Genomic DNA, 13,713 nt, shown 5'->3' on the forward strand with positions numbered 1-13,713 from the left:
TCTGCCTCTTGAAAATTCCACTATTCCCCAGTAAACTAAGGATAGTTAACCAGTTAACAATTAAATCAGAGAGGCAAATTGATGAACAACAGCATTCATGATGAATTATTTCAAGCTATACAACAATTCGCATTAAAAAGAGATAAACGCGTCTGGCAAAAGGTGCAGATTCCGTCCTCACAACATCTCGACCACCTCAAAAAAGACTGGACATTGACCCAGCTTCACATTGTTTCCTGTTTACATACCAGCAAAAATGTGAATAACAGCTTCTTAGCATCCCGCTTACATATCTCAAAAGCAGCTGTTTCAAAAGCAATTCAAGCTTTGTTGAAACATAACATCATTACAGTGACAAAAAAGCCGGGCAACAAAAAAGAAATTTTTTATACGTTAACTGAAAGCGGCAAAGAACTGGCGGGGTTACATGAACGGCTTCATCAAAAAGCAAAGGAGCAATACAAACAGCTCTTCAATGAATTTTCAATTGATGAGTTGAAAACAGTGACTGCGTTTATTAACTTGTGGATCAAGCATATGTAAAAAAGCCTCACCCGCACGGGAGAGACCTTTCCATATTATTAAGCCCTGTCAAATACAATATGAAGTGAGACGGGTCCGCGTGTATACAGACCGGACTCAGCATAACAAAAATCTTCCTCTAATCTGATATTCCGCATCTTATCCAGCACAATATTAGCTACAATTTCGATTTCGGTTTTGGCAAAAGCTGCTCCTACACAGTTATGAATGCCGGATCCGAAAGCGAGATGCCGGGCGGCGCCGCTAAAAGCGCTCTTGATGCCAAGATCTTCCCGATGAATATTAAACACGTCAGGCTGTTCAAATGCTTCAGGGTCCCGGTTAGCCGCACCGATCATACAAAAAACAATCGTATCTTTTTTGATTTCCATACCGCCGACCACTGTATCTTGGGACAGCTGCCGCGGAATCAGCTGAACCGGCGGTTTATAACGCAATGTCTCCGCAATGGCTCTCGGAACTAACGAACGGTCAGCCAAAACATCATTCATCTGCTCAGGATTGTTGAGCAAATGGTAGATCATCAGTGCCAGCGTCTTATCAGCCGGTTCCGTTGCGGCTAACAGCACATTAAGAATCAGTGCGAGTATATCCTTGTCCGACAGCGCCATGCCTTCATATTCAGAAGTACATAGGATCGAAATTAAATCTGATCCCGGATTGACGCGACGTTCTTTAATGACCGGCATCAAGTATTGGGAAAGCTGTTCGCTGCACCATAACGAATGTGCCCGCGCTTCAGGAGATTGAGAGATACTCGTGATAAAATCGGCAACTCCGCTGTGCCACTCAGAGATTTTTTCATGGTCTCTTTTATCCAGCCCGAGCATGTCCATCGTGACGCACACCGCAAACGTCTTTCCAAAATCATTGACGAGATCAATTTTCCCTCTTTCAAGATAAGGCGCTAACAAGTTTTCTGCATTTTGTTTAATCAATGGAGACAGATGATCCAGTGCGTCACCGATGAAGCTTCTCACTACAATTCTTCTTTTGGCAGAGTGTTCTTTTCCATGCATTTGGGCCAGCACAGGGCCTCGCATTACTGGTTCGGCACGCTCAACAAGTGATTTCGTCGTGAAAATATCCGGATGCTGAAGGATATAGCGGACATCATGATAGCGGCTGATAAAATAACTGTCTATCGACTCTTCATAATGAACCGGATCTTCCTCCCGCAGTTGTGAAAAATAAGCATATGGATTGTTTTGAAATTGATCAGAAAGCACACTAAACAATTTAATCGATTGGCTCATGTTTTACTCCCCCTATCATCCTTCAGATGTGATCCGTTTCTCAGAAAGCATCTGCGCCATTTCCTGTACAATGAGATACCCTTGATTCGGCCGCATACAAATAGAAAATTCATGGTTACTGATCTTCTCACCCAGCTTCCACGGACGATGATAAGCAAGGAGTGTCTCTTCCACCTCTAAAATATCCGGAGCTCCGATAAAAAACGGCAGCTCAGCTATGACATATTCCACAGCCAAATTCAGCATATCCTCACTGACTTCTTCCATCATCAAACTGACGCCCCGCGCACGCCCGATTATCGCTTCACGAGACATGTCCAAACAAGCATGTCGAAAATGAGGCTGCTCAAAAAATGAATGTTCAACTTCTTGTCTCAACAGCTGGTAGGCTTTGTTATCCATAAAATCAGAAAATGTATGAATCGCCTTCGGATCCCCGCCATGAGCCACAAGGGCTCTTTCTGCAAATCTCCTGTTTCGTGATACCTCTTTCCTTACTTTTCGTTCAGCCTTTCCTCTCGGAGTTCCAAGCGCTTCTAGAAGATTAGCCGCCTCATGCCCTGCAAGTAAAACTGAAACGCTTTTAAATTGAGCTTTCGCCCATCCAATTAATCTGTAAATATAATCCTCTGAAAACCTGCTGTTAAATGGGCTGATCCCCACCAAAACATGCCTGCGCCGTTCAAATATTTCTCTGCAGTTTTCTGTTAATGCCTCAGCAATAAAATGCACAGACCTTCTTTCCGTTACCATTCCGGTCATCTCATTCACCCCTAAAACTTATCCCGCTTTAAGTCATCACCCTCAAATACAAGATGGAATAGCTAGAACAACTGAACAAGACGAATGGCAGGCAGCACTTAAAGTTTCCAAATGTTTTTTAAAATTTTAATAACTATTTCCATTTCACATATCATGATAAATGTTTACTAGTAAACATTAGTCATTTTATCCCTTTTCCTTCCAAACGTCAATATGATCTGTGCCCAAATATTTGAAAATAAATGTAAACATCACATTTTCCACACACTTTTTACACGCATATTCAGCATGACATATCAACAAATAGTCTAAACATCAACAATTGACAACGAAAACAAGAAAAGATAAAATGAAATTGTTCACCAGTAAACGATTTGTTTTATTGTTTCATCGTAAACTATTATTCCTAAGAAAGAAGGTAGCCTATGTCTGATTTGACAAAACAGATGATATACGACATATACGTGAGACTGCTGCACCTTAATGAACAAAAAGCGAATACTTCACTTCAGCAATTTTTTAAGGAAGCCGCAGAAGAGGATGTGATTGATATCCCTAAAAACATGACAAGCATACATGTCATTGACTGTATCGGCCAACATGAACCCATTAATAATGCCGGAATTGCCAGAAAAATGAACTTATCGAAAGCAAATGTAACGAAAATCAGCACAAAACTGATCAAGGAAGAATTCATTAACAGCTATCAGCTGACAGATAACAAAAAAGAAGTTTATTTTAAATTAACCCGTAAAGGCAGACGGATTTTCGACTTACATGAGAAACTGCATAAAAAAAAGGAGCTGGCTTTTTACCAATTCCTCGATTCATTTTCACAAGAAGAACAAAAGGCTGTATTGAAGTTTCTAGAGCAGTTGACGTCAACACTTGAAGCAGAACAAACCGATGGGACTCCGGACAAACCTGTAAAGTAAACAAAAAGGCGGTGTACACTTTGGCTCATACAAAATCAAAGGCAGTATTGATCTTATACACTGTTTGCTTCAGTGCATTTTTTGCATCTTTAAGCCAGAACATTTATTCACCTATTCTTCCGATCATTAAAGAATCATTCCATGTTTCCACAGCTATGGTGAACCTGTCAGTCTCAGTTTTTATGATTGTGACAGCAATAATGCAAATTATATTAGGAGCGATCATTGATTTTAAAGGCGCTCGGATCGTCTTGATTACCGGTATTCTGGCAACGGCAGCAGCCAGCATCGGCTGTGCGGTGACTACTGACTTTACCTTGTTTCTGATATTCAGAATGATACAGGCAGCCGGTTCCGCAGCACTGCCTCTTATTGCTGCCACAACGATCGGACAGCTGTTTACAGGAAATGAACGCGGGAGTGCAATGGGAACGTATCAAATGCTCCTGTCTGTCGCACCGGCTATTGCTCCAGTTCTAGGAGGATTCATAGGCGGAGCAGCCGGATACGAAGGGATTTTTTGGATACTTGCGGCCATCTCTATCGTTTTGCTGGTGACAAACAGCATCACCTTTCCTAAAGATTCTCCAACTGAATCTATGCAGCAAGCCAAAGGCAATGTGTTCGCTCATTATAAATCAATATTTACAAATCGAACAGGGAACGTCATTTTGACTTTAAGTTTTGTTCTCTTTTTCATTTATTTTGCAGTAATTGTCTACCTCCCAATATTGCTGACAGAGCATTACCATATAGATGTGGGTATAGCAGGACTGTTATATTTGCCGCTGGCGCTGAGCACGATTGCAGGTACGTTTCTGTTTAAAAGAATACAGGCAAAAATCGGGCTGCACACCTTGTTTATCGGAAGCAATGTGATTGCCGCCTGCAGCATCATTTTATTTGCTGTTACACATTCCGTTTCTCTCGTTCTCATGGCTCTGACGCTGGCACTGTTTGGCATCTCGATGGGGGTTATTCCTCCCTTGTACTCTACAATGATTACTAATGAATTTGAGCACAACAGAGGGAGTGCAATCGGAATGTTTAACTTTATCCGATATACAGGCATGGCAGCAGGTCCGATGGTATCTGCCTACTTGCTCACAATGATGCCGTCTGCCATGTCCTTTAGCCTCCTAGGCCTTGGATTTGCCGCATTGAGCTTTTGCCTTCTTCCGCCAATGTTTTCGCCGCAGAAGCGCACGAAACAAAAAAAGCACCACATGTAAAAAAGCTGCCTTTGCGGGCAGCTTTTTTTATTTTTTTCTAAGCGGCTCTAAAATGCCTTTTTGAATCAGCAAATGGAAGACCGACAGGATAACGGATGCCCATATCGCTGTGCCGAAGCCGTCGATTTGAAAGCTGTCACCCATAATGGACGCGGTCATCATAAGCGTGATGGCGTTAATCACAAACAAGAAGAGTCCAAGCGTCACCATGGTGACCGGCAGTGTAAATATAATTAAAAGCGGTTTAATCAGCACGTTTAAGATCGATAAAATGAGGCTGGCGATAATCGCTGCCCCAATGCTGCTGATATGGATGGAGTCAATATATCCATCAATGACGATTAATAACAATGCATTGACTAAAATGCTGACTGCCCATTTTACCATGTCATTTCATATCCCTTTCTGACGGGACGATAAAAATCCAAATGATATAAATGAGCAAAACCGGCAAGACACTTGTCATAATGGCTAAGATGACAGTTATGACTCTGAGGAGTGATGCGTCCCAATTGAAATATTCCGCGAGACCTCCGATAACACCGGCGATTTTCTTATTTTTTTCTGAGCGATAAAGCTTATTCATTCGATCACCTCTGTGAGTACTTTAGTTTGATGGCGCCTGTTAGTGATTCTGAGAAGACGGTGATGTTTTGATCATGTGCCTGATTTGAAGTGAACATCATTTCTTTTTGAATCGTATCATTTTTTTCCTTCAGCATCTCTACATCCATTAATTCATGGGACAGCGTACCAAGATTGCTTTTCAGCTCTGCCTTCACTGCGAGATCGTCCGGAATTGCAAGCTCTACATTTCCAGTCGTTGTTTTTGCATAAATGGAGCGGCAGTCTGATTCTGTTACGTTAATCGCAATATTTCCGTTAAAGCTTTGAACGTCAATGGATTCGCTTTTCCCTCGGAGATCGATCAATCCGTTAATGGTTTCCGCTTCTATCGTACCGCAGCTGTGGCTTGCGAGCTTAATTTGCCCGTTGGCCGTTTCAGCTATGGCTTTTTCGGCTGTTAAATACGAGAACGACAGCACGCCGTTTGTCGTTTTCGCTGAGAACTCTTTTACATGTAAATGTTCCCCTCTGACCGGACCGTTAAACAGCTTCACCCGAATCTTATCATACTCCTTCTGAGGAATATACAAAGTGACATTCGTTTTCATCGTCTTTTTCTCAGTACGGATAAAAAACTTATTACCTTTGATTTCACATTCAATATGCTGAAGAAATGCGTGTCTCGCCGCATCCTGGTTGTCAGCGCGATATACCTTCGCCTGGCATTCCGCTCTGATATCGTCATCTTCCCAAGGGACGATATTTACGCTGCCATTGGCAATTTGCAGCTCAACACTGGAAAAGTCAGTATCTTTAAATTGAAAAATGTGCTGAACATCATACGCATGGCCAAAGTTTAAATCAAGGTCAACTTCCTTGACCTTTTTCACAGCAGAATCAATCCAGTCAAACAGCTTGGCTCCTAAAGACGGTTTACCGCTTTCTTTTTTTGCCGTTGTAAATGGCTCTTCCTCGTCATGAACGTGAACTGAGAGCGCTGTGATTTTCTCTTCTTTTTCCTTGTAGTCGCTGTCAAGCTTTTCAATCAGTGTCAAAGCTTCTTGTGCTGTAAGCTTTCCTTCCTCAACAAGCTTAAGGATTCGTTCCTTTTCTTGCTTCATTACGATCTCCTCCCCATTGTCTACTTATGCTGCACGCAGGACCTTAATGCCCTGAATCACATTCCAAATGATAATGCCAATGACAACTAAGAAATAAATAACCGCTCCCCCGATGATTACAAATACAGGAAGCAAGCTGTCTCCATCAATCGCAACGGCTCCGCCAAGTAAAGCAATAAAAAGGAACAGCCAGCCGACAAACGGAACAATGTGAGAAATAAGAGAGCGTATCGCATGGCGTTTTGTTTCTTTCTCATTTACAACAAAATATGCGACAATCGGCACAATGATTGGCGCAATGAACACACTGAAATAACAAAGTGATGCAATAATAGCTTGATTACGGTTCAATTTATTCCACACTCCTATTGTGAATTGCCCATGACAAAAGATCAGGGACGTTTTACTTATTTATACGTTTAAAATCTCTTCAGGTTTCAAATTCATTCTTTAGACATGCTCCGATTTACGGAAATTGGATTTTAAAAAGTTTTAGAAGTAGAATCTTCCGGCTATACCGATTACAATATGTAAAAAGCTTACGGCAACCAAGGAGGCTGGACAAGCAATGGAGAAAGATCCCAGTGACTATACAGTAACACAAGAATCAGTGTTAAAGCTGATTCAGGAACAAAAAAGAATGAATCGTGAAATGATCACCGAGCTTGAGCAGATTCACGGACCCTTCCCGATCTCTCACGATATCCAATATATAAAAGTGCTGCTCGACAGCAGCAACACACATATTGTTCAAGATTTAATGAGTGTAAGTAAGCAGCTGTATAAGAAGACTTTGTAATTGCGGAAAACATATCATTCATTATAACTGAAACAAAGCTAAAGGTTAGATGACAATATCTTGCCTTTTTTGTTTTGAAAAAACAAGTGATTCCCTGGCTGTCACAAAATGATTGTAACAAAAAAAGCCTGCCGGCACATCCAGTTAATGGACTCTGTCGGCAAGCTGTAACTATCAGAAAGAGATAGCCGTTCAAAATTAACGTAACAATTGAAGCACGTTTTGCGGCTGTTGGTTTGCTTGAGCAAGCATCGCTTGAGAAGCTTGAGAAAGAATGTTGTTCTTTGTGAACTCGCTCATTTCTTTCGCCATGTCAACGTCACGGATACGGGACTCAGCAGCTGTCAGGTTTTCACCAGAAGCGCTTAAGTTGTTGATTGTGTGCTCTAGACGGTTTTGTACCGCACCTAATTTTGAACGTTGTTTAGAAACAGTGTTGATAGCGTCATCAACTGTTTTAAGTTGAGCATCGAATCCTACAGTTGCAGTGTCAGCTGCATTATCAGCAAATTTGGTTACATCGATTTTAGCTACTGTTTGATCAGCAACAAGATTACCATCATCATCTAGAGCACCGATTGCTGTTGCGGCCATACTTTCAATGTTGACAGAAAGCTGTTGGCTACCGTTGGCACCAATTTGGAATGTTAGTGATTTACCACTATCTTCTGAGAAAGCACCGTTAAGGAGTTTCTTACCGTTGAATTCAGTACGGTCAGAAATACCGTTAGCATTTGTGCCACCCCCGATTTCTTCAACAAGTGAAGATATCTCGTCTTGGATGGCTTGAAGGTCAGTACCATCTTGAGTACCTGTGTTTCCTGCTTGAACAACTAGCTCACGGACACGTTGAAGAATTGAGTGAGTTTCAGTCAATGCACCCTCAGCTGTTTGGATAAGAGAAATTCCGTCTTGAGAGTTTTTAGAAGCCATTTCAAGACCTCTGATTTGTCCTCTCATTTTTTCAGAAATCGCAAGACCCGCTGCGTCATCTCCCGCACGGTTGATGCGAAGACCTGAAGAAAGTTTCTCCATGTTTTTTGAGCTCGCGCTGTTGTTTGAAGACAAACGGTTTAATGTGTTAAGCGCTGCAATATTGTGGTTGATTCTCATGTGAAAAATACCTCCATGTGTATATGTTTTTGAAATCAAAGACTTCCTTTTCTTTGATTTCTGGCGTATCAGTTTCCAATAAAGCTTCTAACCTATGTAGATTCAGTTATTGATTAAGGATGCCTTTAAGCCCCTTAATAGGGTTTGTCTGCTTAATTTGGAAATCATCATCCGCCTTTCAATTCATATATCGACAGCAATTTGTAAATGTTTAGGCGTTTTCCCAAAGAAATTTTACCCAAAGACGATTCTAAACCTATTATGCCGTAAAGAAAAAGCTTGCCTGCTAAGCCCTAGGATGGACTTGCTGACAAGCTGTCCCCTCTTAACGGAGGGTTTTAAGATGTAGCTGTTTCTTTTGCTTTCAAGAGCGATTTCATGCGTGTTTTGTCACGTTCGATAACAGGCTTTAAATAACGGCCTGTATACGATTCTTCAACTTCAGTGATTTCCTCAGGCGTTCCTGACGCGACGATGGTTCCGCCCCCGGCTCCGCCTTCCGGGCCCAAATCCACAATGTAATCGGCTGTCTTAATGATATCAAGGTTGTGCTCAATAACAAGTACAGTGTCTCCGTTGTCTACCAACCGTTGCAGCACGACAAGAAGCCTGGCGATATCGTCGACATGCAAACCTGTCGTTGGCTCATCTAAAATGTAGAGCGTGCGTCCGGTCGAGCGTTTGTGCAGCTCTGACGCGAGCTTCACGCGCTGCGCTTCTCCGCCTGACAAGGTCGTCGCCGGCTGGCCGAGCGTAATATAACCTAAACCAACATCATAAAGGGTTTGGAGCTTGCGTTTGATTTTCGGGATATTTTCAAAGAAAGAAAGAGCATCTTCAACCGTCATATCAAGCACATCAGAGATGCTTTTTCCTTTGTACGTCACTTCAAGCGTTTCACGGTTATAGCGTTTGCCGTGACACACCTCACATGGAACGTATACGTCAGGAAGGAAGTGCATTTCAATTTTAATAATCCCGTCTCCGCGGCAGGCTTCACATCGTCCGCCCTTCACGTTGAAGCTGAAACGGCCTTTTTTATAGCCGCGGACCTTCGCTTCATTTGTCTGCGCGAATACATCACGAATGTCATCAAATACACCGGTGTATGTCGCAGGGTTGGATCTCGGCGTTCTTCCAATTGGCGCCTGGTCAATGTCAATGACTTTGTCTAAATGATCCAAACCTTTAATCTCTTTATGGCTGCCGGGCTTCGCTTTCGCTTTATGAAGCTTTTGCGCCAGCGCCTTATGCAAAATTTCATTAACGAGTGTACTCTTTCCTGAACCGGAAACACCTGTAACTGCTGTAAACGTCCCAAGCGGGAACTTGGCATTCACTTTTTTCAGGTTGTTTTCTGAAGCACCTTTAATTTCAATGTAACGTCCGTCCGGCTTTCTTCTTTCAGGAGGCAATGGGATAAACTTTTTCCCTGATAAATAGCTGCCCGTTAATGAGTTTGGATCTTCCATCACTTCTTCCGGCGTACCCGCAGATATCACCTGTCCGCCGTGAATACCGGCTCCCGGTCCAATATCTATTAAATAATCTGCTGCCATCATCGTGTCCTCATCATGTTCGACAACAATCAGCGTGTTCCCGAGGTCTCTCATATTTTTCAGAGCGCTGATCAAGCGGTCGTTATCACGCTGATGCAGACCGATAGACGGCTCATCTAAAATATAAAGCACACCGGATAAGCGCGAGCCAATTTGAGTCGCCAGCCTGATGCGCTGCGCCTCTCCCCCGGACAATGTACCCGCTGCCCTGCTCAATGTCAGGTAATCGAGGCCGACTTTGTCCAGAAAGCTTAAGCGCTCCACAATTTCGCGCAAAATCAAATTGGCGATCTGCATATCCTTCTCAGAAAGGGTAAGGTTTTTAAAGAAGGCAAGTGCGTCGGCGACAGACAGCTCGGTAATTTTTCCAATGTGGCGGCCGTCAATCAGTACGGCAAGCGCCTCTTTCTTTAACCGATAGCCTTTGCACGTCGGACAAGACTTCTGAGACATATACTGCTCCATCTGCTCACGGATGAAATCAGAGCCTGTCTCCTTATAGCGTCTTTCAATGTTGCGCAATACGCCTTCAAATTGAATTTCACCTTCACGGATTTGTCCAAAATCATTTTCATATCTGAAATAAATCAGGTCATCTCCGCTGCCGTACAGCACTTTATCCAGTTGATGCTTCGGCAAATCTTTGACCGGCACATCCATATCAATCCCGTAGTGGGTGCAGACTGCCTCAAGCAGCTGAGGATAATATTGTGAGCTGATCGGTGTCCAAGGGGCGACCGCATTCTCCTTCAATGACAAATCTTGATTGGGGATGACAAGATCGGCATCCACTTCAAGCTTCATTCCGAGACCGTCACACGTCGGACACGCCCCGAACGGACTGTTAAACGAAAACAGACGCGGCTCAAGTTCACCAATTGAAAATCCGCAGTGCGGACAGGCATGATGCTCGCTGAACATCAGCTCTTCCTCACCGATGACATCGATCATAACCCGTCCTTCACCTAAACGAAGCGCCGTTTCCAATGAATCTGACAGCCGGGCTGCCACGCCTTCTTTCACGACAATCCGGTCAATGACTACCTCAATGGAATGCTTCTTGTTCTTTTCTAATTCGATATCGTCGGAAAGCTCAGCCATCTCGCCGTCAATTCTGACTCTGACATAGCCTTGTTTCCTAATCTGTTCAAGCACTTTGACATGAGCGCCTTTTCGGCCCGAGACAATCGGCGCCAGCACCTGAAGCTTCGTCCGTTCCGGGTATTCCAGAATTCTGTCCACCATTTGCTCGATGGTCTGGGATGTAATCTCAATTCCGTGTTCCGGACAATGAGGCTTCCCTACTCTCGCATATAAAAGACGCAGATAATCATAAATCTCAGTTACCGTACCGACAGTAGACCTCGGATTGCGGCTCGTTGTTTTCTGATCAATGCTGATGGCGGGAGAGAGCCCCTCAATTGCATCCACATCCGGCTTATCCATTTGCCCTAAAAACTGGCGGGCATAGGCAGACAGCGACTCGACATACCGTCTCTGTCCTTCAGCATATATCGTGTCAAAGGCAAGGGAGGATTTACCTGATCCGGACAAACCCGTGACAACGACAAGCTGATCTCTCGGAATCGTTACATCTATATTTTTCAGGTTATGCGCCCTGGCTCCCTTCACCTCTATCCGATCCATAGCCATTTGTTCATCATCCTTCCGCTTTTAGCTCTAAAAGTAAATCGCGAAGCTCCGCGGCTCTCTCAAAGTCAAGCGCCTTGGCGGCTTCCTTCATTTCATGCTCCATCTGTTCAACGACTTTCTGGCGTTCTTTCTTCGTCATTTTCGACAGCTTCGGCGCGGCTTTTGTTTTGTATTCCGCTTTATCCTCAGCTGCTACTGTGGCACGAATGACATCGCGAATTTCTTTATTTATCGTTTTCGGCGTAATGCCGTGCTCTTCGTTAAACCGCTCCTGCTGCTCGCGGCGGCGTTTTGTTTCATTAATCGCAATTTCCATAGACTTCGTTATTTTATCGGCGTACATAATGACGCGGCCTTCCGCATTTCTCGCTGCCCGTCCGATGGTCTGGATCAGCGACCGCTCCGAACGAAGGAAACCTTCCTTATCCGCATCCAAAATCGCAACAAGGGATACTTCGGGAATGTCCAAACCTTCCCTCAGCAGGTTGATGCCGACAAGCACATCGTACTTGCCAAGGCGCAGGTCGCGGATAATTTCAATCCGTTCAAGCGTCTTGATCTCAGAATGCAGATAGTTTACTTTAATGCCGATTTCCTTTAAATAATCGGTCAGATCCTCTGACATCTTCTTCGTCAAAGTTGTCACAAGCACCCGTTCATTCCGCTCGATTCTTGCTTGAATTTCGCCGATCAAGTCGTCAATCTGACCTTCGATTGGACGGACGTCAATAAGCGGGTCAAGAAGCCCCGTCGGACGAATAATCTGTTCGACCATTTCATCTGTATGTTCAATCTCGTACGGCCCTGGTGTTGCTGATACATACACGATATTGTGCATATGCTTTTCAAATTCCTCAAAACGAAGCGGACGGTTATCAAGCGCTGATGGAAGCCGGAAGCCGTGATCCACGAGCACCTGTTTCCGCGCCTGGTCTCCGTTAAACATGCCGCGCACCTGAGGAATTGTCACATGCGACTCATCCACCACGATCATAAAATCGTCTGGGAAATAATCAAGAAGCGTATACGGCGTTGAACCTGGAGGCCGCAGAGTCAAATGTCTTGAATAGTTCTCGATGCCGGAGCAGAAACCCATTTCACGCATCATTTCAAGATCATATCTTGTCCGCTGCTCTAAACGCTGCGCTTCAAGGAGCTTTCCGTTTTCGTGCATGACCTTCAGCTGCTCCTCAAGCTCCTTCTCGATATTTTGAATCGCCTTCTCCATTTTCTCGGCCCGCGTTACGAAGTGGGATGCCGGGAAAATCGCAACATGATCTCGGTCGCCGAGAATTTCTCCTGTCAGCGCATCCACTTCCCGAATCCGTTCGATTTCGTCACCGAAAAATTCAACTCTAATACAATGCTCATCACGGGATGCCGGAAAGATTTCCACTACATCCCCGCGCACACGAAATGTACCGCGCTGAAAGTCGATATCGTTGCGGGCATATTGGATGTCTACAAGTTTTCTGAGCAGCTCGTTGCGCTCAATTTCCATTTCACTCCGCAATGACACGACCATTTCCCGGTATTCCTCAGGCGAACCGAGGCCGTATATACAAGACACACTCGCAATAATAATGACATCTCTGCGCTCAAACAAAGCTGATGTGGCGGAGTGTCTCAGTTTATCAATTTCATCATTAATACTAGCGTCTTTCTCTATAAATGTATCCGTTTGAGGCACATACGCCTCCGGCTGATAATAATCATAGTAGCTGACAAAATACTCGACAGCATTGTTCGGAAAAAATTCCTTGAACTCACTGTAAAGCTGTCCAGCAAGGGTTTTGTTATGGGCAATCACGAGAGTCGGTTTATTGACTTCTTTAATCAAATTGGACACCGTAAATGTTTTCCCAGTTCCTGTTGCACCCAGCAGAGTCTGATGCTTCTTGCCCTCCTGAATTCCTTTCACAAGCTTTTCAATGGCTTTCGGCTGATCTCCCTGGGGCTGATATTTCGAGACTAACTCAAAGCGATCTTTCACAAAAATAAGCCTCCGTTTCTTTAACGAAATCTTCCTATAGATATAGTAACACAATGGAAAGCAAAATCACTAAAAATACGAACTAAAGTTCGGTGGTTTTTTATTTCCAGCTGTTTTTGTGTATAAAAAACCTGCTTTTAAAACGTAAAAGCAGGTATTCGGTCTTTATATTCATTATGT

General features: G+C 43.7%; 13 protein-coding genes. 4 read left to right on the forward strand and 9 right to left on the reverse strand.

Annotated features, from left to right (window positions below):
• Positions 1-81 precede the first annotated feature (81 nt).
• Entirely contained in the window at positions 82-543 is a 462-nt protein-coding gene (locus ACFVP7_RS19225; RefSeq protein WP_021480697.1) for a MarR family transcriptional regulator, read from the forward strand.
• A gap of 38 nt (positions 544-581) precedes the next feature.
• Here the strand turns inward: ACFVP7_RS19225 and cypX are convergent, their stop codons facing one another.
• Together cypX and pchC are read right to left on the reverse strand one after the other, a co-directional pair.
• A complete protein-coding gene (cypX, locus tag ACFVP7_RS19230; RefSeq protein ID WP_101172222.1) occupies positions 582-1,799 on the reverse strand; it encodes a pulcherriminic acid synthase in 1,218 nt (405 codons plus the stop codon).
• Positions 1,800-1,814: 15 nt separating this feature from the next.
• Positions 1,815-2,561, reverse strand: coding sequence for a cyclo(L-leucyl-L-leucyl) synthase (gene pchC, locus ACFVP7_RS19235; protein WP_338731124.1), 747 nt, complete (start codon positions 2,559-2,561; stop codon positions 1,815-1,817).
• Positions 2,562-2,986: 425 nt separating this feature from the next.
• Between pchC and pchR the strand changes: the two genes are divergently transcribed.
• Together pchR and ACFVP7_RS19245 are read left to right on the forward strand one after the other, a co-directional pair.
• Positions 2,987-3,496 (forward strand): pulcherriminic acid biosynthesis transcriptional regulator PchR, encoded by a 510-nt coding sequence (gene pchR, locus ACFVP7_RS19240; protein WP_029318331.1) that lies wholly within the window; start codon positions 2,987-2,989, stop codon positions 3,494-3,496.
• Between the two features lie 20 nt (positions 3,497-3,516).
• Positions 3,517-4,728 carry an MFS transporter gene (locus ACFVP7_RS19245; RefSeq protein WP_003228068.1) on the forward strand — a complete coding sequence of 404 codons (1,212 nt, stop codon included), beginning with the start codon at positions 3,517-3,519 and terminating at the stop codon, positions 4,726-4,728.
• Positions 4,729-4,755: 27 nt separating this feature from the next.
• Here ACFVP7_RS19245 and ACFVP7_RS19250 read toward each other — a convergent pair whose 3' ends face one another.
• From ACFVP7_RS19250 to yvlA, 4 genes are read right to left on the reverse strand one after another with little or no spacing between them, the layout of a single operon-like run.
• Positions 4,756-5,115: a phage holin family protein gene (locus ACFVP7_RS19250; protein WP_003228066.1), complete on the reverse strand. Its 360-nt coding sequence runs from the start codon at positions 5,113-5,115 to the stop codon at positions 4,756-4,758.
• Position 5,116: 1 nt separating this feature from the next.
• Positions 5,117-5,314 carry a PspC domain-containing protein gene (locus ACFVP7_RS19255; RefSeq protein WP_003228065.1) on the reverse strand — a complete coding sequence of 66 codons (198 nt, stop codon included), beginning with the start codon at positions 5,312-5,314 and terminating at the stop codon, positions 5,117-5,119.
• Positions 5,315-5,318: 4 nt separating this feature from the next.
• Positions 5,319-6,416, reverse strand: coding sequence for a DUF4097 domain-containing protein (locus ACFVP7_RS19260; protein WP_029725982.1), 1,098 nt, complete (start codon positions 6,414-6,416; stop codon positions 5,319-5,321).
• A gap of 24 nt (positions 6,417-6,440) precedes the next feature.
• Entirely contained in the window at positions 6,441-6,767 is a 327-nt protein-coding gene (gene yvlA / locus ACFVP7_RS19265) for a protein YvlA (RefSeq protein WP_003244375.1), read from the reverse strand.
• 217 nt (positions 6,768-6,984) lie between these two features.
• Between yvlA and ACFVP7_RS19270 the strand changes: the two genes are divergently transcribed.
• Positions 6,985-7,215: a hypothetical protein gene (locus ACFVP7_RS19270; RefSeq protein WP_003228059.1), complete on the forward strand. Its 231-nt coding sequence runs from the start codon at positions 6,985-6,987 to the stop codon at positions 7,213-7,215.
• Positions 7,216-7,413: 198 nt separating this feature from the next.
• Here the strand turns inward: ACFVP7_RS19270 and hag are convergent, their stop codons facing one another.
• The 3 genes from hag to uvrB all read right to left on the reverse strand — a co-directional run bounded on the left by hag (position 7,414) and on the right by uvrB (position 13,533).
• Positions 7,414-8,328 carry a flagellin Hag gene (gene hag, locus ACFVP7_RS19275; RefSeq protein ID WP_046160896.1) on the reverse strand — a complete coding sequence of 305 codons (915 nt, stop codon included), beginning with the start codon at positions 8,326-8,328 and terminating at the stop codon, positions 7,414-7,416.
• Between the two features lie 338 nt (positions 8,329-8,666).
• Positions 8,667-11,540 (reverse strand): excinuclease ABC subunit UvrA, encoded by a 2,874-nt coding sequence (uvrA, locus tag ACFVP7_RS19280; RefSeq protein WP_130572905.1) that lies wholly within the window; start codon positions 11,538-11,540, stop codon positions 8,667-8,669.
• 7 nt (positions 11,541-11,547) lie between these two features.
• Complete coding sequence (gene uvrB / locus ACFVP7_RS19285; protein WP_041053624.1) at positions 11,548-13,533, reverse strand: excinuclease ABC subunit UvrB; 1,986 nt, start codon at positions 13,531-13,533, stop codon at positions 11,548-11,550.
• Positions 13,534-13,713: the final 180 nt, after the last annotated feature.

Origin of the sequence: Bacillus sp. SG20033, from assembly GCF_044570195.1 — a bacterium.
In the GTDB taxonomy this organism is placed as follows: domain Bacteria; phylum Bacillota; class Bacilli; order Bacillales; family Bacillaceae; genus Bacillus; species Bacillus subtilis.